Annotated in this window: 18 protein-coding genes; 12 read left to right on the top strand and 6 right to left on the bottom strand. The window is 67.1% G+C overall.

Annotated elements, in window-relative coordinates; all coding sequences use genetic code 11:
* Positions 1 to 125 precede the first annotated feature (125 nt).
* The 3 genes from BLR75_RS17260 to secB are packed head-to-tail and all read left to right on the top strand — an operon-like array spanning position 126 to position 1,325.
* The gene (locus BLR75_RS17260) at positions 126 to 548 is read left to right on the top strand and encodes a rhodanese-like domain-containing protein (RefSeq protein WP_084311748.1); all 423 of its coding nucleotides are present in this window, start codon (positions 126 to 128) and stop codon (positions 546 to 548) included.
* Position 549: 1 nt separating this feature from the next.
* Positions 550 to 804 carry a glutaredoxin 3 gene (grxC, locus tag BLR75_RS17255; protein ID WP_084311749.1) on the top strand — a complete coding sequence of 85 codons (255 nt, stop codon included), beginning with the start codon at positions 550 to 552 and terminating at the stop codon, positions 802 to 804.
* 35 nt (positions 805 to 839) lie between these two features.
* On the top strand, positions 840 to 1,325 hold the full coding sequence (secB, locus tag BLR75_RS17250) for a protein-export chaperone SecB (protein WP_084311750.1): 486 nt from the start codon (positions 840 to 842) through the stop codon (positions 1,323 to 1,325).
* A 467-nt stretch (positions 1,326 to 1,792) separates the two neighbouring features.
* On the opposite strand, the gene BLR75_RS17245 is transcribed toward secB, so the two are convergent.
* Complete coding sequence (locus tag BLR75_RS17245; RefSeq protein WP_084311751.1) at positions 1,793 to 2,242, bottom strand: hypothetical protein; 450 nt, start codon at positions 2,240 to 2,242, stop codon at positions 1,793 to 1,795.
* Between BLR75_RS17245 and BLR75_RS17240 the strand changes: the two genes are divergently transcribed.
* On the top strand, positions 2,241 to 2,702 hold the full coding sequence (locus tag BLR75_RS17240; RefSeq protein ID WP_084311752.1) for a tRNA (cytidine(34)-2'-O)-methyltransferase: 462 nt from the start codon (positions 2,241 to 2,243) through the stop codon (positions 2,700 to 2,702). The two genes, BLR75_RS17245 and BLR75_RS17240, sit on opposite strands and share 2 nt — an antisense overlap.
* Positions 2,703 to 2,922: 220 nt before the next feature.
* Here the strand turns inward: BLR75_RS17240 and ntrC are convergent, their stop codons facing one another.
* The 5 genes from ntrC to glnA form a co-directional block, all read right to left on the bottom strand.
* Positions 2,923 to 4,353, bottom strand: coding sequence for a two-component system response regulator NtrC (gene ntrC, locus BLR75_RS17235; protein WP_084311753.1), 1,431 nt, complete (start codon positions 4,351 to 4,353; stop codon positions 2,923 to 2,925).
* 3 nt (positions 4,354 to 4,356) lie between these two features.
* The gene (gene glnL, locus BLR75_RS17230) at positions 4,357 to 5,433 is read right to left on the bottom strand and encodes a nitrogen regulation protein NR(II) (RefSeq protein WP_084311754.1); all 1,077 of its coding nucleotides are present in this window, start codon (positions 5,431 to 5,433) and stop codon (positions 4,357 to 4,359) included.
* A 181-nt stretch (positions 5,434 to 5,614) separates the two neighbouring features.
* A complete protein-coding gene (locus tag BLR75_RS17225) occupies positions 5,615 to 6,163 on the bottom strand; it encodes a DUF4124 domain-containing protein (RefSeq protein WP_084311755.1) in 549 nt (182 codons plus the stop codon).
* A gap of 2 nt (positions 6,164 to 6,165) precedes the next feature.
* On the bottom strand, positions 6,166 to 6,765 hold the full coding sequence (locus tag BLR75_RS17220; protein WP_084311756.1) for a DUF4124 domain-containing protein: 600 nt from the start codon (positions 6,763 to 6,765) through the stop codon (positions 6,166 to 6,168).
* Between the two features lie 442 nt (positions 6,766 to 7,207).
* On the bottom strand, positions 7,208 to 8,617 hold the full coding sequence (gene glnA, locus BLR75_RS17215; RefSeq protein ID WP_015479309.1) for a glutamate--ammonia ligase: 1,410 nt from the start codon (positions 8,615 to 8,617) through the stop codon (positions 7,208 to 7,210).
* Positions 8,618 to 8,947: 330 nt separating this feature from the next.
* Here glnA and thiI point away from each other — a divergent pair, with 330 nt between their 5' ends.
* The 8 genes from thiI to BLR75_RS17175 all read left to right on the top strand — a co-directional run bounded on the left by thiI (position 8,948) and on the right by BLR75_RS17175 (position 21,325).
* Complete coding sequence (thiI, locus tag BLR75_RS17210; RefSeq protein WP_084311757.1) at positions 8,948 to 10,402, top strand: tRNA uracil 4-sulfurtransferase ThiI; 1,455 nt, start codon at positions 8,948 to 8,950, stop codon at positions 10,400 to 10,402.
* A 139-nt stretch (positions 10,403 to 10,541) separates the two neighbouring features.
* Entirely contained in the window at positions 10,542 to 12,362 is a 1,821-nt protein-coding gene (typA, locus tag BLR75_RS17205) for a translational GTPase TypA (protein WP_084311766.1), read from the top strand.
* Between the two features lie 109 nt (positions 12,363 to 12,471).
* On the top strand, positions 12,472 to 13,620 hold the full coding sequence (locus BLR75_RS17200; RefSeq protein ID WP_084311758.1) for an efflux RND transporter periplasmic adaptor subunit: 1,149 nt from the start codon (positions 12,472 to 12,474) through the stop codon (positions 13,618 to 13,620).
* A complete protein-coding gene (locus BLR75_RS17195) occupies positions 13,617 to 14,297 on the top strand; it encodes an ABC transporter ATP-binding protein (protein WP_084311759.1) in 681 nt (226 codons plus the stop codon). The genes BLR75_RS17200 and BLR75_RS17195 overlap by 4 nt, the downstream gene beginning before the upstream one ends.
* Entirely contained in the window at positions 14,297 to 15,511 is a 1,215-nt protein-coding gene (locus BLR75_RS17190; protein WP_084311760.1) for an ABC transporter permease, read from the top strand. Before BLR75_RS17195 ends, BLR75_RS17190 begins: the two co-directional genes overlap by 1 nt.
* Positions 15,511 to 16,707: an ABC transporter permease gene (locus tag BLR75_RS17185; protein WP_084311767.1), complete on the top strand. Its 1,197-nt coding sequence runs from the start codon at positions 15,511 to 15,513 to the stop codon at positions 16,705 to 16,707. The genes BLR75_RS17190 and BLR75_RS17185 overlap by 1 nt, the downstream gene beginning before the upstream one ends.
* Before the next feature lie 86 nt (positions 16,708 to 16,793).
* On the top strand, positions 16,794 to 19,979 hold the full coding sequence (locus BLR75_RS17180; RefSeq protein ID WP_084311761.1) for a DUF2339 domain-containing protein: 3,186 nt from the start codon (positions 16,794 to 16,796) through the stop codon (positions 19,977 to 19,979).
* Positions 19,976 to 21,325 (top strand): DUF3999 domain-containing protein, encoded by a 1,350-nt coding sequence (locus BLR75_RS17175; RefSeq protein ID WP_084311762.1) that lies wholly within the window; start codon positions 19,976 to 19,978, stop codon positions 21,323 to 21,325. The genes BLR75_RS17180 and BLR75_RS17175 overlap by 4 nt, the downstream gene beginning before the upstream one ends.
* The last annotated feature ends 369 nt before the right edge of the window (positions 21,326 to 21,694 follow it).

Genomic DNA, 21,694 nt, shown 5'->3' with positions numbered 1-21,694 from the left:
CGGGGTCAGAAAAAGGAGCGGCATTTTACCGCCTGGGGCCGACAGGCGCCATGATTCACAGGGTTCAGCCGTCAGATGGGGCTGTGTATACTGGCCGGCATTTTTCCATCTGGATACTTTGCGCCATGCAATCGTTTCTTCCCCGTCTGATCGAATTCGCCACCAACCACTACCTGCTGGTCGCGGCGCTGGTCGTCCTGCTGGTGTTGCTGGCGCTGCACGAGATCCGCCGCGGCGGGCGCAGCCTGTCGAGCCGCGAGCTGACCGCGCTGGTCAACGCCGAGCAGGCGGTGGTGCTGGACATCCGCCCGGCCAAGGAATTCTCCGCCGGGCATATCGTCGACGCGCTGAACATTCCGGCGGACAAACTGAACGCGCGCATGAGCGAGCTGGACAAACACAAGGCCAAGACCATCATCGTGGTCGACGGCATGGGCCAGCACGCCGGCACCTGGTGCGGCGTCCTGCGCAAGGCCGGCTACACGGCCGCCAAACTTTCCGGTGGCATCGGCAGCTGGCGTGGCGATAACCTGCCGCTGGTGAAGTGAGATGTCCTCTGTCCTGATCTACACCACCCAATGGTGTCCCTACTGCATCCGCGCCAAGATGCTGCTGGAGCAGAAGGGCGTGGCCTACGAGGAAGTCCCGGTCGACGGCAAGCCCGACCTGCGCGCCGAGATGGCCCGCAAGGCCGGCCGCACCTCGGTGCCGCAGATCTGGATCGGCGAAAACCATGTCGGCGGCTGCGACGACCTCTACGCGCTGGAACGCGCGGGTAAGCTGGATGCGCTGCTGTCGGCGTGATCCTCACTGCAAACGAAGCACAAGAAGGTTCTGAAATGACTGAGCAAGCTACTACCGGCGCCGCCGAGCAAGACAACAACCCGCAGTTCTCCCTGCAGCGCATCTATGTGCGCGACCTCTCCTTCGAGGCTCCCAAGGCGCCGGAGATCTTCCGTCAGGATTGGCAGCCGAGCATCGCCATGGACCTCAACACCCGCCAGAAGCAGCTCGAGGGCGACTTCCACGAAGTGGTGCTGACCGTTTCGGTGACCGTGAAGAACAAGGAAGAGACCGCCTTCATCGTCGAAGTGCAGCAGGCCGGCATCTTCCTGATCCGCAACCTCGACGCGGCCAGCATGAGCCACACCCTCGGCGCCTTCTGCCCGAACATCCTCTTCCCCTATGCCCGCGAGACCCTGGACAGCCTGGTGGTGCGCGGCTCGTTCCCGGCGCTGATGCTGTCGCCGGTGAACTTCGACGCCCTGTACGCCCAGGAAATGGCGCGCATGCAGGCCGCCGGCGAAGCGCCGAGCGTGCAGTGAGGACCGGACGGTCCGACCGGAAAGGCGCCTGAGGGCGCCTTTTTTGTTGCCTGCAGAAACGTGGATGAGGTTTTTTTCATCCACCATTGCAGCGCCGCATGCGTGGCCTTTGGGGGCGGGGCGTAGGGGGCTTCCGTAGGAGCGCCACATTGGTGCGCCTCGCACTGGCAGTGCGCAGCGGGAGCGAGGCGCCAGGCCGGCCGGTCAACGCCTTCCGGGTTCGTTCCAGCCCCCTGGCGACCCCCCCGAATCCCCCGGAGTATGCGGCCTCGCGCCAATCCATCAGCGCCTGTCCGACCCATTCCGCGAAGTTGGCACACCCCCTGCAAAGACCCTGTCAGACAAGGTTTGGGGGTCCTGGTACAGGCAGGCCGGGGAAGCCCCCCTTTTATTCCCGGAGGAGCGCGGCGCGCCCTCCATGCCCGTTAAGGGGTCCTCGGTTCAGGCAGGCTGGGGAATCCCCTCTTTTATTCCGGCTGGGGATCGACGGTCAGCAGCCACTCGCCGTCGCGGCTGGATTCGCTCCAGCTGCCGTGCAGCGGTCGGGTCGAGATCAGGCTCAGCAGCAACCCGCCGTCCCGCGGCTGGATGCGCCAGCGCAGCGGCAAATCTCCCAGCCGACCCTGGCCCTGCCGGGCTTCCCCCTGCGCATCCAGCATCAGCGCCAGCGCGCCGTCGAGCCGGGCGGCATGCACCCGGATTTCCCGGTCGAAGCGCAATTGCAGGGAGTTGCCCTGCATCTCCACCGCCAGCAGGCGGGGCGGTTGCGGTTCCGGTGCGAACAGGCGGCCGAGCATCAGCCCGACCAGTAGACCGAACACCGCCAGCGACAGGAACACCCGCAGCCACGGCCGGGGCCGCACATCATCGCGCGTGGGAGTAGAATGCCGGCCGTCCTCAGGCCCGGAGCGCTGCATGTTCCACGTCATCCTCTTCCAACCGGAAATCCCACCGAATACCGGCAACATTATCAGGCTGTGCGCCAACGCGGGCTGCAGCCTGCACCTGATCGAGCCGCTGGGCTTCGAGCTGGACGACAAGCGCCTGCGCCGCGCCGGCCTGGACTATCACGAGTACGCCAGCGTGAAGCGCTACGCCAGCCTCGATGAATGCCTGGCAAGCCTCGGCCAGCCGCGCCTGTTCGCCTTCACCACCAAGGGCTCGCACGCCTTCCACGAGGTCGCATACCAGCGCGGCGACGCCTTCCTGTTCGGCCCGGAAAGCCGTGGTTTGCCGGATGAGGTGCGCAACGCCCTGCCGCCGGAACAGCGCCTGCGCCTGCTGATGCGGCCGGGCTGCCGCAGCCTGAACCTGTCGAATACCGTGGCGGTGACGGTGTACGAGGCGTGGCGGCAACTGGGGTTCGCCATGGAGTGAGGCCGGATGGCGGATAACGCTGTGGCGTTATTCGCCCTACGAACTGTGGGCGATACGTAGCGTAGGGTGGATGAGGCTTTTTGCATCCACCATTGCGGGGCCGCGTGCGCGGCCATGGTGGATCGATGGAGCGTGATCCACCCTACGGGTTTTCCCCTGCAATCCGCGCCGAATCATAAAAAAGGGGCCATGAGGCCCCTTCGATCGCTCCAGTGGCGCTTCAGTCGTCGCCTTCGTCGTCCGGGCCTTCGACTTTCATGCCCAGTTCCTTGATCTTGCGCGTCAAGGTATTCCTTCCCCAGCCCAGCAGCACGGCGGCGTCGCGGCGGCGACCGGCGGTGTGCTTGAGGGCGGTTTCGATCATGATCCGCTCGAACGCCGGCACGGCGATGTCCAGCAGGCCGGACTGGCCGCGGCCGAGGGCCTGGTCGGCCCACTGGCGCAGCCCCTGTTCCCAGTTGGCGGCGGGCTGGCTGTCCTGCGGCTGGGTCAGCAGTTCCGGCGGCAGGTCGTCGATCAGCACCTCGCGGCCGGAGGCCATCACGGTGATCCAGCGGCAGGTGTTCTCCAGCTGGCGCACGTTGCCCGGCCAGCCGAGGCCTTTCATGTAGTCCTCGGTTTCCGGCTTGAGCAGCTTCGGCTCCACCGCCAGTTCCTGGGCGGCGCGGGAGAGGAAGTGCCGGGCCAGCGTCGGGATGTCCTCGCGGCGGTCGGCCAGGCGCGGGATGTGGATGCGGATGACGTTCAGGCGATGGAACAGGTCCTCGCGGAATTTGCCCTCGCGCACCAGGTTTTCCAGGTTCTGGTGGGTGGCGGCGATGATCCGCACGTCGACCTTCACCGGCGTGTGCCCGCCGACCCGGTAGAACTCGCCGTCGGCCAGCACGCGCAGCAGGCGGGTCTGGGTGTCGGCCGGCATGTCGCCGATCTCGTCGAGGAACAGGGTGCCGCCGTCGGCCTGCTCGAAGCGTCCGCGGCGCTGCGCGGCGGCACCGGTGAAGGCGCCCTTCTCGTGGCCGAACAGTTCGGATTCCATCAGGTCCTTGGGAATCGCCGCCATGTTCAGCGCGATGAACGGCTCGGCCGCGCGCGGGCTGTGGCGGTGCAGGGCGTGGGCGACCAGTTCCTTGCCGGTGCCGGATTCGCCGTTGATCAGCACGGTGATGTTGGAATGGCTGAGGCGGCCGATGGCGCGGAACACCTCCTGCATGGCCGGCGCCTCGCCGATGATCTCCGGGGTGCGCGCCAGTGCGGCCGGCGCTTCCAGGGCCTGCTGTTCCTGGGCGTGCTGGTTGGCGCGCTTGACCAGGGAGACCGCCTCGTCGACGTCGAACGGCTTGGGCAGGTATTCGAAGGCGCCGCCCTGGTAGGACGCCACCGCGCTGTCCAGGTCGGAATGCGCGGTCATGATGATCACCGGCAGGCGCGGGTGCATCTCGCGGATCTGCGCCAGCAGGTCGAGGCCGCTGGTGCCGGGCATGCGGATGTCGGAGATGATCACGTCCGGCTGCTGGCGGCCGAGGCGGCCGAGCACGCTGTCGGCGTTGTCGAAGCTGAGCGTGGTCATGCCTTCCTGTTGCAGCGCTTTCTCCAGTACCCAGCGGATGGAGCGGTCGTCGTCGACGATCCAGACGGTCTCTGAACGGCTCATGTATCAATGCACTCCTTGTTCCAGGGGCAGGAACAGACTGAACACGGTATGCCCGGGGTGGCTCTCGCATTCGATCAAGCCCTGGTGCTGGCTGATGATGTTCTGGGCGATGGCCAGGCCCAGCCCGGTGCCGTCCGGGCGGCCGCTGACCATGGGGTAGAAGATGGTGTCCTGCAGTTCCGGCGGGATGCCCGGCCCGTTGTCGATGATCTCCACCTTGCACACCAGGCGGTGGCGGGTGTGGCCGATGGTGAACTGGCGGACTGTACGCGAGCGCAGGGTGATGCGGCCGAGGCGCAGCTCGTTCTGCGAAGCCACCGCCTGCATGGCGTTGCGCACGATGTTGAGCACGGCCTGGATCATCTGCTCGCGGTCGAGCAGCAGGTCGGGGATGCTCGGGTCGTAGTCGCGGACCAGGGTGATGCTGCCCTGGGTTTCCGCCTCCACCAGGCTGCAGACGCGCTCCAGCACTTCGTGGATGTTGGTGACCGACAGCTGCGGCAGCTTGTTCGAGCCGAGCATGCGGTCGACCAGGTTCCGCAGGCGGTCGGCCTCCTCGATGATGACGTTGGTGTAGTCCTTCAGCGAATCGTCCGGCAGCTCGCGGGACAGCAGCTGCGCGGCGCCACGGATGCCGCCCAGCGGGTTCTTGATCTCGTGGGCGAGGCCGCGCACCAGCAGCTTGGTGGTTTCCTGCTTGGACAGCTGCGCCTCTTCCTTGGTGATGCGCATCAGCCGGTCGCGCGGATGGACTTCCAGCAGCAGCAGGGTTTCGCGGCGGCTGAGGATCGGCGTCACCGCGTAGTCGACGGTGATCGACTGGCCGGTAAGCGAGGTCAGCGTAGCTTCCCGCTTGGTGAAGGGGTGCGCCTCTTCCACCGCCTGGCGCAGCGACTGCAGCGCTTCCGGCGATTCGGTGAAGAGTTCGCTGATGAACTGCCCGTGGCTGCGCTGGCCGCTGACGGCGAGAAGCATTTCCGCCGCCGGGTTCATGTATTCCAGGCGCAGCTCGGCGTTGAGCAGGATCACCGCCGTGGTGAGGTTGTCGAGCAGGAGTCGGAGCTGGGTTTCTGTAGGCATGGCGCAAGGACGTCCCAAGGTTGGGCAGGAAAATGCAAGAAACAAACCAGGCCCTGAAAAGGCGCGTCGTTCGGCGCTTCTAGGTGTGCAGGCAGCGGCCGGCGCGGCACAAAATGCCCTGAAACAGGGAGAGTATAGAAATTGGTGCGGGCATATGCACCATTATGGTGCGATGTGTCGCTCAGCGCGAAATGGCCACCGGCCGCGGCGGTTGCTTGCTGCCGGCCACCGCCACGCGCTTCATGTGGAACGGCTGGTTGGGGGTCTGCTCCAGCGTGCGGCCCTGGCTGTCGATGATCTCCACCGACAGCTGGTGGGTGCCGCGATCGACGTTGCGCAGCGGGAATACCGGGCTGCGGCCGGGCTTGCCGACGCTCTTGCCGTCCAGCAGCAGGCGGAAGGAATGCCCGGGCAGCAGGCCGGGGTCGCTGGAGACGCTGACGATCAGCTCGCCGTCATTGGCGCGGACGGTGGCGTCCGGCTCCGGCACTATGATGCGCAGCAACTGGTACTGCGGCGGACTCGGCGGCGGGGAGGGCGCATAGGGGTTGTAGTAGGCGGCCGGCGCCGGCGGCATCGCGTTGGACGGCGCCAGTTCGATGCGCTGGGCATTGCCGCGCCTGGGCTGGTCGGTGAACACGCGATTGCCGTCCTGGTCGAGGTAGGTATAGACCTCGGCGGCGGCCGGCAGGCTGGCCAGCAGGAGCAGGCAGGGCAGCAGTCTGAGCATGCTCAGCGGATGCCGCCGGACGGTGGTGCCGGTTTGGGGGCCGGCGCCGGTGCCGGTGGTTTCGGCGGCGGAGGCGGGGCCGGGCGCCGCGTCGGGCTGTTGGTGCTGGTGCGCTGCACCGTCAGGGCGACCGCCGCGCTGCTCTGCACCACCTGGCTGCCGCTGAGGACCTGCACGGCCAGGGTGTGGTCGCCGCGGTCGATGTTGGTCAGGGTGAAGAGGGTTTCGTTGCTCGGCGAGCCGTAGGGCCGGCCGTCCAGCAGCATCTGCAGGCGATGGCCGGGCGCCAGGCGCGGCTGCAGGGCCACCTCCACGCTGAAGGTGCCGTTGTTGGCGCGCAGGGCTTCCTCGCTGGGCAGGTTGGTCAGCGCCAGCACCCGGTAGTGCGCCTCGCTGGCGGGCTCCGCTGTCGACGGCATGCCGGCGGGCAGCCGGGTGCCCACTACCGGTGCCGGCGGCGCCTCCATCTCCGTCGCGTTCACGCCTTCCGGGGGATGGCTGGTGAACACGGTGTTGCCGTTGGCGTCGGTGTACTTGTAGATCGTCGCGGCGCTGGCCGGCAGCGTCAGGGCAAGCGCGATAAGGGCGATGAACGGGCGCATGGGCGATCTCCGATGGTTCATACAAGCCTTGCATTGCCGGTGGCGGCTGGCAAGCGGGGTATTGTCGGCCAGCGGCGGCGGGGCTGCTGTGCGGTGGTCTTCATCGTTCCCATACACCCGCATCCGAACGGCGCAGTGCGCTTTGCGTAGGAGCCAGCTTGCTGGCGATCAGATTGGCCGGCGACTTCTCGGTTGCCGGTAACTCCGAATTCGCCAGCAAGCTGGCTCCTGCAGGACATGGCGTTTCGGCGAGCGTTTGAGCGCAGCGATAGCCCTCGCCCCGGACGCGGAGCGTCCTCGGATGCGTTCCCACGCGGGAGCGTGGGAACGATGAAACGGTTTTTCGTAGGATACCGGCGCCTCCGCTGTTTCACGCGCATAAAAAAGGCCTCCCGAAGGAGGCCTCAATGTTGACGCTACTTATGGTAGGTATTCGTCGAAATCAGACGCTGTAGTACAGGTCGTATTCCAGCGGGTGCACGAAGGTGCGCACCTTGATCTCTTCTTCCGACTTCAGCTCGATGTAGGCATCGATGAACTCGTCGGTGAACACGCCGCCCTTGGTCAGGAACGCACGGCCCTTGTCGAGTTCTTCCAGCGCCTCTTTCAGGCTGCCGCAAACCTGCGGGATTTCCTTCGCCTCTTCCGGCGGCAGGTCGTACAGGTTCTTGTCGGCGGCATCGCCGGGGTGAATCTTGTTCTGGATACCGTCGAGGCCGGCCATCAGCAGGGCGGCGAAGCACAGGTACGGGTTGGCAGCCGGGTCCGGGAAGCGCGCTTCGATGCGGCGGGCTTTCGGGCTGGAAACGTACGGAATACGGATCGAGGCGGAACGGTTGCGGGCGGAGTAGGCCAGCATGACCGGGGCTTCGAAGCCCGGAACCAGACGCTTGTAGGAGTTGGTGGCCGGGTTGGTGAAGCCGTTCAGCGCCTTGCCGTGCTTGATGATGCCGCCGATGAAGTACAGGGCGGTCTCGGACAGGCCGGCATAGCCTTCACCGGCGAAGGTGTTCTTGCCGTCTTTCGAGATGGACATGTGCACGTGCATGCCCGAGCCGTTGTCGCCGTACAGCGGCTTCGGCATGAAGGTCACGGTCTTGCCGTAGGCGTCGGCGACGTTGTGGATGCAGTACTTCAGGGTCTGGACTTCGTCGGCCTTCTTCACCAGGGTGTTGAACTGCACGCCGATTTCGTTCTGGCCGGCAGTCGCCACTTCGTGGTGGTGAACTTCGATGACCAGGCCCATTTCTTCCATGGCGTTGCACATGGCGGTACGGATTTCATGGTCGTGGTCGACCGGCGGCACCGGGAAGTAGCCGCCCTTCACGCCCGGACGGTGGCCCTTGTTGCCGCTTTCGATGTCGGCGTCGGTGTTCCAGGAAGCCTGCTCGGAGTAGATCTTGAACATCGAGCCGGAGATGTCGGACTTGAACTTCACTTCGTCGAAGATGAAGAACTCCGGCTCCGGGCCGACGAATACGGTGTCACCGATACCGGTGGACTTCAGGTATTCCTCGGCGCGCTTGGCGATGTTGCGCGGGTCGCGCTCGTAGCCCTGCATGGTGCTCGGCTCGATGATGTCGCAGACCAGGATCAGGGTCGGCTCTTCGGTGAACGGGTCGAGCACGGCGGTGCTGTCGTCCGGGAGCAGGATCATGTCGGAGGCTTCGATGCCCTTCCAGCCTTCGATGGAGGAGCCGTCGAACATCTTGCCGGCTTCGAAGAAGTCATCGTCCAGCGCGTCGCGGGCCGGCATGGTGACGTGCTGCTGCTTGCCTTTGGTATCGGTGAAGCGCAGGTCTACCCACTTCACGTCATGGTCTTTGATCAGTTGCTGCGACTTGTACGACATGCTGTCCTCCGGGAGGTGTAAAAGCGTGGAGCTCATGCTCCAGATCGGGTGATGCCGGGCCGGAATATCCGCCTGGGCAACCTGCCTCACAAGAGAGCAAGTTGCGTGCCAGTGCCCGCATTCGGGCAGGAGCGCGCAGAATAAGGCCTCCCGCCCGCGCCATGCGCCAATTCCGGCCGATTGGCGCACCATTCTGGTGCTCCGTTGTGGTGCGCAAGTCCATTTTGGTGCATGGAAAAGAAAGTCATCTCTTTCTGCTCAAGTCTTGAGCAATTTCGGATATAATCTCGCCCCTTTTTTTAGCGACCCGGCCCGAGCGGTCTCCACTGCATGAAACTCATCGTCAAGGTCTTCCAGGAAATCACCATCAAGAGCCGGCCGGTGCGCAAGCGCTTCATCCGGCAACTGGCGAAGAACATTCGCACGGTGCTGCGCGACCTCGATCCCGAGCTGCTGGTGGAAGGCGAGTGGGACAACCTCGACGTCGAGACGAAGGTGACCGATCCCAAGGTGCTGCGCGAGATGATCGAGCGCCTGACCTGCACCCCGGGCATCGGCCACTTCCTCGAGGTCCACGAATACCCGCTGGGCGACTTCGACGACATCCTCGAGAAGTGCAAGCAGCACTTCGGCGACAAGCTGCCGGGCAGGATCTTCTCCATGCGCTGCAAGCGCGCCGGCAAGCACCCGTTCACCTCCATCGATGTGGAGCGCTACGTCGGCGGTGGCCTGCGCCAGCACTGCGGTGCGGCCGGGGTTTCGCTGAAGAACCCGGAAGTGGAAGTGCGCGTGGAAATCCGCCATGACCGCCTCTACGTCATCCACGCCCAGCACAACGGCCTCGGCGGCTACCCGCTGGGCGCGCTGGAGCAGGTGCTGGTGCTGATGTCCGGCGGCTTCGACTCCACCGTCGCGGCCTACCAGATGATGCGCCGCGGCATGATCAGCCACTTCGTGTTCTTCAACCTCGGCGGTCGTGCACACGAACTGGGCGTGATGGAAGTCGCCCACTATCTATGGGAGAAGTTCGGTCGTTCCCAACGCGTGCTGTTCGTCAGCGTGCCCTTCGAGGAAGTGGTCGGCGAGATTCTCACCAAGGTCGACGACAGCTACATGGGCGTGACCCTCAAGCGCATGATGCTGCGCGCCGCCAGCCGCGTGGCCGAGCGCCTGCAGCTGGACGCGCTGGTCACCGGCGAGGCGATCTCCCAGGTGTCCAGCCAGACCCTGCCGAACCTCTCGGTGATCGACCGGGTGACCGACACCCTGGTGCTGCGCCCGCTGATCGTCAGCCACAAGCAGGACATCATCGACACCGCGACGAAGATCGGCACCGCCGAGTTCGCCAAGCACATGCCGGAATACTGCGGCGTGATCTCGGTGAACCCGACCACCCAGGCCAAGCCGTACCGCGTCGAGCACGAAGAGACCAAGTTCGACATGGCCGTGCTGGACCGCGCCCTGGAGCGCGCCACCCAGATGACCGTCGATCGCGTGATCGACGAGCTGGGCAAGGACCTGCCGGTGGAAATGGTCGAGGAAGTGCTGCCGGGACAGATCGTTGTCGACATCCGTCACCCCGATGCCCGGGAAGACGAACCGCTGGAGCTCGGCGAGATCGAAGTGCTGCCGCTGCCGTTCTATGCGATCAACAGCAAGTTCAAGGAACTGGACCCGAACCGCCAGTACCTCCTTTATTGCGACAAGGGCGTGATGAGCCGTCTGCATGCCCATCATCTGGTCAACGAGGGGCACACGAATGTCCGTGTTTATCGTCCCCGCTGAGCGGCCCGGGCTGTTCGCCAGCGCCGGTCGCCATCACCCGCCCGACGCAGCCCGGTCACACTGAGCGTGCAGAATCACCGGCAACATCATTAATTCCAGCTTCGAGCCGATGTTCGAAGCCAACAATCGAGAATCCATCGTGATCGAAAAACTCCGCAACATCGCCATCATCGCCCACGTCGACCATGGCAAGACCACCCTCGTCGACAAGCTGCTGAAGCTCTCCGGCACCCTGGACCGCAAGGAAGCCGAGAACGAGCGCGTGATGGACTCCAACGACCAGGAAAAGGAACGCGGCATCACCATCCTGGCCAAGAACACCGCCATCAAGTGGAACGGCTACAACATCAACATCGTCGACACCCCCGGCCACGCCGACTTCGGCGGTGAGGTAGAGCGCGTGATGTCGATGGTCGACTCCGTGCTGCTGGTGGTCGACGCCCAGGACGGCCCCATGCCGCAGACCCGCTTCGTGACCCAGAAGGCGTTCAAGGCCGGCCTGCGTCCGATCGTCGTGGTGAACAAGATCGACCGTCCGGGCGCGCGTCCTGACTGGGTCATCGACCAGATCTTCGACCTGTTCGACAACCTCGGCGCCACCGACGAGCAGCTCGACTTCCCGATCGTCTACGCCAGCGCCCTGAACGGCATCGCCGGCATGGACCACGAGAAGATGGACGACAACATGGATGCGCTGTTCCAGGCGATCATCGACCACGTCCCGGCTCCGGAAGTGGATGTCGACGGTCCGTTCCAGATGCAGATCTCCCAGCTGGACTACAACAGCTTCCTCGGCGTGATCGGCATCGGCCGTATCGCCCGCGGCAAGATCAAGTCCAACACTCCGGTGGTCGCCATCAGCGACGACGGCACCAAGCGCAACGGCCGCATCCTGAAGATCATGGGTCACTCCGGTCTGCAGCGCGTCGAAGTCGCCGAAGCCGAAGCCGGCGACATCGTCTGTGTCAGCGGCATGGAAGAGCTGTTCATCTCCGACACCCTGTGCGACCCGGCCAACGTCGAAGCCCGTCCGCCGCTGACCGTCGACCAGCCGACCGTGAGCATGACCTTCCAGGTCAACGACTCGCCGTTCGCCGGCAAGGAAGGCAAGTTCGTCACCAGCCGCAACATCAAGGAGCGTCTGGAGAAGGAACTGCTGCACAACGTGGCCCTGCGCGTCGAGCAAGGCGAGAGCCCGGAGAAGTTCAAGGTCTCCGGTCGTGGCGAACTGCACCTCTCGGTTCTGATCGAAACCATGCGCCGTGAAGGCTTCGAGATGGCCGTCGGCCGTCCGGAAGTGGTGATCATCGAGACCGCCGAGGGCGAGAAGCAGGAGCCGTACGAGAACGTCAGCATCGACATCGAAGAGCAGCACCAGGGCTCGGTGATGGAACAGATGGGCCTGCGCAAGGGCGATCTGAGCAACATGATCCCCGACGGCAAGGGCCGCGTGCGCCTGGAATACACCATCCCGGCGCGTGGCCTGATCGGCTTCCGCAACAACTTCCTGACCCTGACCTCGGGCACCGGCATCCTGACCTCGACCTTCAGCCACTACGGCCCGATCAAGGCCGGCGAAGTCAGCAACCGTCAGAACGGCGTACTGGTCTCCATGGCCACCGGCACCGCGCTGACCTACTCGCTGGAAACCCTGCAAAGCCGCGGCAAGCTGTTCCTCGGCCCAGGCGACGAGATCTACGAAGGCCAGCTGGCCGGCATCAACAGCCGCGACAACGACCTGGTGATCAACCCCACCAAGGGCAAGAAGCTCGACAACATGCGTGCTTCCGGCAAGGACGAAGTCATCGCCCTGGTTCCGCCGATCCGCTTCACCCTGGAGCAGGCGCTGGAATTCATCGCCGACGACGAGCTGGTGGAAGTGACGCCGAAGTCGATCCGTCTGCGCAAGAAGCTGCTGAACGAGAACGACCGCAAGCGCTACGAACGCGCCAAGGTCTGATCCGTTCCAGCGGAACAGCGAGAGCCGGGCATTTGCCCGGCTTTCGCGTTTCCGGGGGAGCGGTTGCCGCCTGCTAGGCTGATGAAGCCGAAAGCAGAGGAACCCGTGCATGCGCAAGCTGCTGATCCTGGCCTTGGTTGTCGTCGGCCTGGGCCTGCTGTTCTGGTGGTGGAGCCGGCCGCAGCCGCAACCGGTGCGGCTGGTGGAAGTGGGGCGGGGACAGGTGGAATCCCTGGTCGCCAACACCCGCGCCGGCACCCTGAAATCCTGCCGGCGCTCGCGGCTGTCGTTCAATCTCGGTGGCCAGGTCACCGAACTGCTGATCGACGAGGGCCAGCGGGTGAAGGCCGGCGAGGTGCTGATGCGCCTGCGCCAGGACGACCGCCAGGCGCGGGTCGCGGAAGCCGAGGCGCGTCTCGCCGGGCAGCGCAAGGCCCGCGAGCAGCGCTGCGCCCAGGCGAAACTGGATCGCCGCGACCTCGAACGCCTGCGCCATCTGGCCGAGCGCCGGCTGGCCGCCGCCGACCTGCTGGACCAGTCCGAGACCCGCGCGCGCCTGGCGCAACTGGCCTGCGATGCCAGCTCGGCGCAGATCGAGGAAACCGAGGCCAATCTCGCCCTGCAACGCTCGCAGCTCGACCAGGCGACCTTGCGCGCGCCCTTCGCCGGCGTGGTGGCGCAGATCAACGGCGAGCTGGGCGAGTACGTCACGCCGTCGCCGCCGGGCATTCCCACGCCGCCGGCGGTGGACCTGATCGACGACAGCTGCCTGTACGTCGAGGCGCCGATCGACGAGGTCGACGCCGCCCGCGTGCGCCTCGGCATGCCGGTGCGCATCAGCCTGGACGCCTTCCGCGAGCGCCACTTCGCCGGCAAGGTCAGCCGCATCGCGCCCTTCGTCCGTGACCTGGAGAAGCAGGCGCGCACCGTGGACGTCGAGGTGCGCTTCGACAGCGTGCCCGCCGACGTGGCGCTGCTCACCGGCTACAGCGCCGACGTGGAAATCCTCCTGGAGCAGAAGGCCGCTGCCCTGCGCATTCCCACCGAGGCGCTGGCCGAGGGGAAGCAGGTCTATCTCTATGACGAAGATGACGGCGTGCTGCGCGAGACGCGCATCGAGACCGGGCTCGGCAACTGGCGCTGGACCGAGGTGCTCTCCGGACTGCAGCCGGGCCAGCGCATCCTCGCCGGCCTGGACGTGGAAGGCCTGGCCGACGGCCTGAAGGTGCGGCCGGAGGCTGCGGAGCCGGCTCGATGATCCGCCTGCGCGGGGTGACCCGGCGTTTCCGCCTCGGCGACCAGGAAGTCATGGGCCTGGACGCGGTGGACCTGGAGATTGAGGCCGGCGACTACGTCGCGGTCAGCGGCCCGTCCGGTTCGGGCAAGTCGACCCTGCTCAACATCCTCGGCCTGCTCGACGCGCCGGATGCCGGCGAGTACTGGCTGCTCGGCGAAGCCACCGCCGGCCTCGACGAGCAACGCCGGGCCGAGCTGCGCAGCCGCTGGATCGGCTTCGTCTTCCAGTCCTACCACCTGATCCCGCGCATGACCGCGCGGGAGAACATCGAGCTGCCGATGATTCTCGCCGGTCTCGCCCCGGCCGAGCGGCAGCAACGCAGCGCCATGCTGGCCGAGCGCCTGGGGCTGGGCGACCGCCTTGCCCATCGCCCCGGCGAGCTTTCCGGCGGGCAGCGCCAGCGCGTCGCCATCGCCCGCGCCATCTGCATGCGGCCGAAACTGCTGCTGGCCGACGAGCCCACCGGCAACCTCGACAGCCAGTCCGGCGCGGAAGTGGTGGCGCTGCTGGAGGAGCTGAACCACGAGGGACTGACGCTGGTGGTGGTGACCCACGACCAGCACCTTTCCGCGCGCTCCCGCCGGCAGCTGGAGATGTGCGACGGACGCATCGTCGCGCAGCGCCAGAGGCAGCCCTGATGCGCGCCGTGGATGCCGCCGCCTTCTGCCTCGGCGCCCTGCGCGGACACCGTTCGCGCAGCCTGATGCTGCTGCTGGCGGTGGCCATCGGCGTGGTCGCGGTCAGCCTGCTCACCGGCCTGGGCGAGGGCGCGCGCAGCTATGTGCTCGGCGAATTCTCCCAGCTCGGCCGCAACACCCTGATCATCCTCCCCGGCCGCAAGGAGACCGTCGGCGGCATGCCGCCGATCACCGGCCTCGCCCCGCACGACCTGACCCTGCAGGACGCCCAGGCCATCGCCCGCCTGCCGCCGGTGCTGCGCGTCGCGCCGCTGCAGGCCGGGCAGCTGGAGGTCAGCGTCGGCAACCGCAACCGCGAGGCCTTCACCCTCGGCACCAGCCACGAGTTCTTCGCCATCCGCCAGCTTGCGGTGAGCCAGGGCCAGCCGCTGCCGGTGCTGGATTTCCGCCAGGCGCAGGCGGTCTGCGTGATCGGCGCCACCCTGCGCCGCGAGCTGTTCGGCACCCGGCCGGCGCTGGGCGAATGGCTGCGCGCCGGCGACCGGCGCTTCCGGGTGATCGGCATCCTCGCCGAGCGCGGCGAGTCGCTGGGCATGGACATCGGCGAGATGCTGATCATCCCGGTGGCCAGCGCCCAGGCGCTGTTCAACCGCGAGGGGTTGTTCCGCGTGTTCGCCGAGGTGCGCGGGCCGACCCTGCTGGACGGCGCCCGCAGACAGATCATCGCCACCATCGCGGCGCGCCATGACGGCAAGGACGACGTCACCCTGATCGGCCAGGACTCCATGCTCGCCGCCTTCGACGACATCCTCGCCGCACTCACCCTGGCGCTGGCCGGCATCGCCGCCGTCAGCCTGCTGGTCGCCGGCATCCTGATCATGAACGTCACCTGGATCTCGGTCAGCCAGCGCACCGCCGAGATCGGCCTGCTCAAGGCCATCGGCGCCAGCGCGACCCAGGTGCGCCTGCTGTTCCTCGGTGAGGCGGTGCTGCTGACGCTGGCCGGCGCGCTGGGCGGGCTGGCGCTGGGCGAGGCGCTGCTCTGGCTCGGCCGCCAACTCTGGGACTTCCCGCTGCAGGCGCCGCTCTGGGCGCGGCTCAGCGCGCTGCTGCTGGCGCTGGCCACGGCGCTGCTGTTCGCCTGGCTGCCGGCCAGCCGCGCCGCCGCCATGGAGCCGGTGGATGCCCTGCGGCCGCCCGGAGCACGGGGATGATGCGCCTGGCCGATGGCGTCGCGCTGACTACCGCGGCGCTCACCAGCCGGCCGCTGCGCAGCCTGCTGACCCTGCTCGGCGTGGCCATCGGCATCGCCGCGGTGGCGCTGCTCACCGCCATCGGCGAGGGGCTGCGCGGCTACGTGATCGACAGCTTCTCGCAGTTCGGTACGCGGCTGATCGCGGTGCAGCCCGGCCGCACCCAGACCGGCGGCTTCGGCGGCCTGCTCAGCAGCGTGCGCCCGCTGACCCTGGACGACGCCGAGGCGCTGCGCCGCCTGCCGCACATCGAGGCGGTGGTGCCGGTGATCCAGGGCAGCGGCGATGTGCGCTACGGCGAGAAGACCCGCAACAGCGACGTGATCGGCGGCGGCCACCAGCTCGCCGAGGCCTGGAAATTCAGGCTGGCGCTGGGGCAGTTCCTCCCCGAGGCGCGCGACGGCCGCTCGCCGCCCTACGCGGTGCTCGGCCACAAGCTGCGCGAGGAACTGTTCGGCGCGGCCAATCCACTGGGCGAGCTGGTGCGCATCGGCGGCACGCGCTTCCGGGTGATCGGCGTGATGGAAAGGAAGGGGCAGCTGCTCGGCTTCGACCTCGACGACATCGCCTACATCCCGGTGGACTGGGCGCAGAGCATGTTCAACCGCGAGGGGCTGATGGAGATCGACGTGGTGTTCGGCGCCGGCAGCAGTTCGGCGCTGATCGGCGAGCGCATCCGCAAGGCGCTGGTGGAGCGTCACGGCGCGGAGGACTTCAGCCTGATCACCCAGGACGACATGCTCGCCAGCCTGGATCGCATCCTCGCCGTGCTCAGCGCTTCCGTTGGCGCACTGGGCGGCATCTCGCTGCTGGTCGGCGCGGTGGGCATCCTCACCATCATGACCACCACGGTGGGCGAGCGCACCGCCGAGATCGGCCTGCTGCGCGCCATCGGCGCCAGCCAGCGGCAGGTGCTCGGGCTGTTCCTCGCCGAGGCGACGCTGCTGTCCCTGGCCGGCGGGCTGCTCGGCCTGCTGCTGATGGGGGCGCTGCTGCTGGTCCTGCATCTGGCGCTGCCGGGACTGCCGCTGGCGTTGCGTCCGGGCTTCCTTCTGCTGGCGCTGCTGCTGTCCGGCGTCATCGGCATTCTCGCCGGCATCGCCCCGGCCCGTGCGGCGTCGCGACTGCATCCGGTGGATGCGCTGCGCAGCGAGTGACCGGGTTGGCGGCTTGAGATGGCGCACGAGCGCCGCGGCAGGGCGCCGATATACTCGCAGGCATCGGGTTGGAGGGATTCGCACGCATGCAATGGATTTTCATGCTGGTAGGCCTGGTCGTCGGGGTGGCGGCCGGGGAGTCGTTGACCGGCGGCCTCCTCGGCGCGCTACTGGGGCTGGCGGTGGGGCAGGCTATCGGCCTGCACGATCTGCAACGCCGGAACGCCGCGCTGCAAGGGGAGCTGGCGCAGTTCGTCGAGCGCTTCGAGGCGGCCACCGAGGCTATCCATCAGCGTCTGCTGAAGGTCGAGCAGCCGTCTCCGGAAGAGACGCCGGAGGAGATCGCCGAATATCCGCTGCCAGCGGCACCGGCGGCTCCCATCGAAGAAGCGGAGCTGACCTGGGATATCGAGCTGCCGCCCCCCGAGCCTGCCGCGACGGCAGTGGAAAGCGCCGTTCCCGAGTGGCCGCCGACAGTCCGCGAAACTGCCCGGCCGATGGAATCGCCCTGGGAGGAATCCAGCGAACCGCGGGAGCCTTCGCCCATCGAGCGCGCCTTCGCCGCCGCCCGCGACTGGCTGCTGGGCGGCAATACCGTGCTGCGGGTCGGCGTGGTGCTGCTGTTCCTCGGTCTGGCCTTCCTCCTGCGCTATGCCACCGAAGGCATGAGCATGCCGCCCCAGGCGCCCTATATCGGCGTCGCCGCCGCGGCGCTGGCGCTGCTCGGCCTGGGCTGGTGGCTGCGCCTGCGCCGGCCGGCCTACGCACTGCTGCTGCAGGGGGCCGGCGTGGCGGTGCTGTACCTGACGGTGTTCGCGGCGATCAGGCTGTACCCGGAGATGAATGGCGGCGAGGTGCTGATCGAGCCCGGCGCCGGTTTCGTCCTGCTGGTGCTGGTGACGCTCTGCTCGGGCGTGCTCGCCGTGCTGCAGGATGCCCTCGGCCTCGCCGCGGCCGCGGCGCTGGGCGGCTTCGCCGCGCCGATCCTGGCGTCCACCGGCGGTGGCAGCCATGTCGCGCTGTTCAGCTACTTCGCCCTGCTCAACGCCGGCATCCTCGCCATCGCCTGGTTCAAGGCCTGGCGTCCGCTCAACCTGATCGGCTTCGTCGGCACCTTCGGTATCGGCTTCGCCTGGGGGCTGCGTTCCTACACGCCGGAGCTGTTCGCCAGTACCGAGCCATTCCTGCTGCTGTTCTTCCTGATGTACGTCGCCATCGGCCTGCTGTTCGCCCGTCGCCGGTTGCACGAACAGGAGCATCTCGCGCTGCGGCGAAGCGATTACGTGGACGCCACCGTGCTGTTCGGCCCGCCGCTGGTCGGCTTCGGCCTGCAGTACGCGCTGGTGCGGCATGTCGAGTTCGGCGCGGCGTTCAGCGCGCTGGTGCTGGGGCTGTTCTACATGGCGCTGGCGCGTCTGCTGGCCCGGCGCGGGGTGCAGTTGCTGGTGGAGATCTGCCTGGCGCTCGGCGTGGTGTTCGGCAGCCTGGCCATTCCGCTGGGGCTGGATGCGCGCTGGACCTCCGCCGCCTGGGCGGTGGAAGGGGCGGGCATCTACTGGCTGGGACTGCGCCAGCGGCGGCTGCCGGCGCGGATGTTCGCGCTGTTGCTGCAGATCGGTGCGGCGCTGGCGTTCCTCGGCGACCTGCGCGGCGGTGTCGATACGCTGCTGGAGGGTGCTCCGCTGGGCGCGTTGATGCTCGGTGCCGCATTGCTGTTCAGCTTCTGGCGGCTGCGTAGCGAATCCGGTGAGCATCTGTCGGCCTGGGAATCGAATTGCCGGCCGGTACTGGCCTGCGCCGGGCTGGCCTTCCTTTATCTGGTCGCCCCGCTGTGCTTTGCCGCCGAGACCACGACGATCGCCTGGGCGCTGGCCGGGCTGGCGGCACTGGTCGCCGGATTGCGGCTGCGTTCGCGCAGCTTCCTTGCCTGCGGCCTGGTCGTGCAGCTGCTCGGTGGCGCGCTGTTGCTGCTGGCGGGACCGGCGTTGTACTGGGGCTGGTCCGGCGAAGGGCTGAAGCCGCTCGCCCATCTCGGCTTCTGGGCGCCGACGGTGCTGGCGCTGGCGGCGTTGGCAGGCGCCTGGTGGCTGCATCGTTCAGCTGAACAGGAGCTGAGCCTGGGCGCGCTCGATCTCGAACGCCTGTCGCAATTGCTGCTGGCCTGGGGGGCCGGTTGGTGGGCGCTGGCCGCGCTGGGCGAGATCGTCCGCTTCGTGCCCGATGCCATGCGCGAGCATGTGGCGTTGCTGGTGGCGGCACTGAGCGTCGCGATGTGGACCCTGCTGGCGCTGCGCGAAGGGTGGCGCGCCCTGGCGGCGCTCTGCCTGACTCTCGCGCCGCTGGCCTGCCTGGCACTGGCGAGCGCCTGGCGGCTGGAGTATCACCCGCTGGCGAACCTTGGCTGGCTCGGCTGGCTGGCCTTCCTGCTGGTCCATCTGCTGTCGCTGCGGCGGCTGGACGAGTTGCTGCCGAAACGGGCGGCCGGCGCCATCCATGTGCTCGGCTGCTGGTTGATCCTCGGCGTGCTGGCGCTGGAGCTGCGCTTCCTCTTCTATTCACTGGCCGAGCATTACAACGCCTGGCGCTGGCTGGGCTGGGCGCTGGTGCCGAGCCTGTTCCTGGTTCTCATGGGGCTGCCGCGACAGTTGCCGTGGCCGGTGGCGGTCTATCCCCGCGAGTACCGCGCCATCGCCGCGCTGCCGGTGGCGCTGCTGTTGTTCGCCTGGTTCTGGCTGGTCAACCTGCTCAGCGACGGGGCGGCCGAGCCGCTGCCTTACCTGCCGCTGCTCAACCCGCTGGAGCTGGGCATGCTGATCGTGCTGGCGGCGATCCATCGCTGGGCGCTGGCCGGGCTGCCGCTGCTCGGTGCGCAGACGCGCGTGCTGCAGGTAGTGATCGGCGCTTCGCTGTTCGGTCTGGCGACCATGGCGGTGTGTCGCGCTGCGCATCACTGGGCGGGCGTGCCGTTCGAGCCGTTCGCCCTGCGCGAGTCGATGGTGGTGCAGGCCGGGCTGTCGATCGTCTGGACCCTGATCGCCCTCGGTCTGATGGTCTTCGGCCATCTGCGTGCACGCCGCGAGCTATGGATGGTCGGCGCGGCGCTGATCGGCGTGGTGGTGATCAAGCTGTTCTTCGTCGAGCTGGGCAACAGCGGCAGCCTGGCGCGCATCGTCTCTTTCATCGGCGTCGGCGTGCTGCTGCTGATCGTCGGCTACTTCGCCCCCTTGCCGCCGCGTCGCGCGGAACCGGAGCAGGAGCAACCTTCCGCATGATCACCCTGATACGAAGCTGTGTTGCCCTGCTGTTCGCCGGGGCCCTGTCCGCTGGCGTGGCGGCGGAGAACCCGAGCGATTTCGCCAGCCAGGTGCCTTTGGCGGTGTCCGGGAACGGGCCCTGGTATCGCCTGCAATTGCCGGTCGCTGCGCAGTTCGCTGCCCGCCATGCCGATCTGCGCGACCTACGGGTGTTCAATGCGGAGGGCGGAGCGCTGCCGTACAGCCTGCGCCTCGGCAGCGCGCGGCAGGCCGAGACGCGGCTGGAGGCTGCGGGACGGGTGTTTCCGCTGCGCGGGCCGGCGGGCGGTGCGGCGTCGGAGAGCCTGAAGGTGATCCGCAACACCGCCGGCACCATTGTCGAGATTCCGCCGGCGGCCGTGCCGGACGGTGGTCGCGAGATTCTGCGCGGCTGGCTGATCGACGCCAGCGCCAGTGACTTTCCGCTGGATCGGCTGAGTCTCGACTGGAGTGCGCCGGCCGAGGGTTTCCAGCGTTTCCGCATCGAGGCCAGCGATGACCTGAGCCACTGGCGTTCCGTTGGCGAGGGGCAGGTCGCCCGGCTGAGCTTCAATGGCGAGCGGATCGACAACAATGATGTCCAGCTGCCGGGTGTGCGGGCGCGTTACCTCCGTCTGCTGTGGATCGCTCCGGAAGAAGCGGCAACCCTGAGTGGAGCGCGCGTGGGCGGGACGCGCAGCAGTGCCGAGCCGGCGCCGCTGGTATGGTCCGATCCCTTGCCGGGTCGCGCCGGCCAGAACGGCGAGTTCACCTGGGACCTGCCGCAGGCTCTACCGCTGGAGCGCGTGCGGATTCCCCTCGGCCAGCCCAATACCCTGGCGCCGGTAACGCTCCAGGGACGCCGGGACGGCAAGGTGCAATGGAGTCCGCTGGCGCGCGGCGTGCTTTATCGTCTGCCGCAGGGCGGTCGCGAAGTGCGCCAGGAGGAAATCACCCTGCCGGGCTGGCCGGTGAGCCAGTTGCGCCTGCAGGTGGACGCGCGCGGCGGCGGTCTGGGCGGTGAGGCGCCACAAATGCGCGTGGCACTGCGCGCCACCGAGGTGATCTTCCTCGCCCGCGGCAGCGCGCCCTATCGACTGGCGCTGGGAAATGCCGGGGCGCGGAACTCCAGCCTGCCGCTCACCGTCCTGGTGCCGGGTTTCGACGAAGGCAAACTGGAAACCATGGGCACGGCGCGCCTGGATGGCACCTTGCAAAGCCAGGCCGCGCTGACTGCAGGAATCGACTGGAAGCGGATTGGCTTGTGGGGTGTGCTGCTGCTGGGTGTAGGCCTGCTGGCAGGCATGGCCTTCAGTCTGTGGCGCACGTCATCGGCGAAGCGCTGAAAATTCTTTCAGAAAGTCGTTGACGGGAATTTCCAGGTCCCTATAATGCGCCCCACTCCAGTCGACGACGCCGACGAAGTTCTTGAAAATCAAGCACTTAAGCGTGGTGAGGTGGTTGGAGTGGTGGTTGGCGACGATCATCGAGGTGCTTGACAGCGAAACTGATCGCTGTAGAATGCGCCTCCCGCTGATGCGAAGGTCTCGACCTTCACGGAAGCGCAAGCGATTGAGTAGAAACGAAAATTTCGAAAATAACGCTTGACGGAAAGAGAGGTTAGCGTAGAATGCGCGCCTCGGTTGAAGCGAAGGCCTCAACCAACTGCTCTTTAACAAGTCGAATCAAGCAATTCGTGTGGGTGCTTGTGAGTT

It is taken from the genome of Pseudomonas jinjuensis (genome assembly GCF_900103845.1).
GTDB lineage: Bacteria > Pseudomonadota > Gammaproteobacteria > Pseudomonadales > Pseudomonadaceae > Pseudomonas > Pseudomonas jinjuensis.
The sequence above is the reverse complement of the archived record's forward strand: the minus strand, read 5'-3'. Positions and strand labels throughout refer to the sequence as shown.

What these genes read in the sequence shown, in the direction of transcription:
- glnL (WP_084311754.1), bottom strand. Translation starts at nt 5,433, where the DNA reads ATGCCTACAGAAACCCAGCTCCGACTCCTGCTCGACAACCTCACCACG.
- glnA (WP_015479309.1), bottom strand. Translation starts at nt 8,617, where the DNA reads ATGTCGTACAAGTCGCAGCAACTGATCAAAGACCATGACGTGAAGTGG.
- BLR75_RS17175 (WP_084311762.1), top strand. Translation starts at nt 19,976, where the DNA reads ATGATCACCCTGATACGAAGCTGTGTTGCCCTGCTGTTCGCCGGGGCC.
- BLR75_RS17195 (WP_084311759.1), top strand. Translation starts at nt 13,617, where the DNA reads ATGATCCGCCTGCGCGGGGTGACCCGGCGTTTCCGCCTCGGCGACCAG.
- secB (WP_084311750.1), top strand. Translation starts at nt 840, where the DNA reads ATGACTGAGCAAGCTACTACCGGCGCCGCCGAGCAAGACAACAACCCG.
- BLR75_RS17190 (WP_084311760.1), top strand. Translation starts at nt 14,297, where the DNA reads ATGCGCGCCGTGGATGCCGCCGCCTTCTGCCTCGGCGCCCTGCGCGGA.
- ntrC (WP_084311753.1), bottom strand. Translation starts at nt 4,353, where the DNA reads ATGAGCCGTTCAGAGACCGTCTGGATCGTCGACGACGACCGCTCCATC.
- BLR75_RS17220 (WP_084311756.1), bottom strand. Translation starts at nt 6,765, where the DNA reads ATGCGCCCGTTCATCGCCCTTATCGCGCTTGCCCTGACGCTGCCGGCC.
- BLR75_RS17260 (WP_084311748.1), top strand. Translation starts at nt 126, where the DNA reads ATGCAATCGTTTCTTCCCCGTCTGATCGAATTCGCCACCAACCACTAC.
- BLR75_RS17185 (WP_084311767.1), top strand. Translation starts at nt 15,511, where the DNA reads ATGCGCCTGGCCGATGGCGTCGCGCTGACTACCGCGGCGCTCACCAGC.
- BLR75_RS17200 (WP_084311758.1), top strand. Translation starts at nt 12,472, where the DNA reads ATGCGCAAGCTGCTGATCCTGGCCTTGGTTGTCGTCGGCCTGGGCCTG.
- thiI (WP_084311757.1), top strand. Translation starts at nt 8,948, where the DNA reads ATGAAACTCATCGTCAAGGTCTTCCAGGAAATCACCATCAAGAGCCGG.
- BLR75_RS17180 (WP_084311761.1), top strand. Translation starts at nt 16,794, where the DNA reads ATGCAATGGATTTTCATGCTGGTAGGCCTGGTCGTCGGGGTGGCGGCC.
- grxC (WP_084311749.1), top strand. Translation starts at nt 550, where the DNA reads ATGTCCTCTGTCCTGATCTACACCACCCAATGGTGTCCCTACTGCATC.
- BLR75_RS17245 (WP_084311751.1), bottom strand. Translation starts at nt 2,242, where the DNA reads ATGCAGCGCTCCGGGCCTGAGGACGGCCGGCATTCTACTCCCACGCGC.
- BLR75_RS17225 (WP_084311755.1), bottom strand. Translation starts at nt 6,163, where the DNA reads ATGCTCAGACTGCTGCCCTGCCTGCTCCTGCTGGCCAGCCTGCCGGCC.
- BLR75_RS17240 (WP_084311752.1), top strand. Translation starts at nt 2,241, where the DNA reads ATGTTCCACGTCATCCTCTTCCAACCGGAAATCCCACCGAATACCGGC.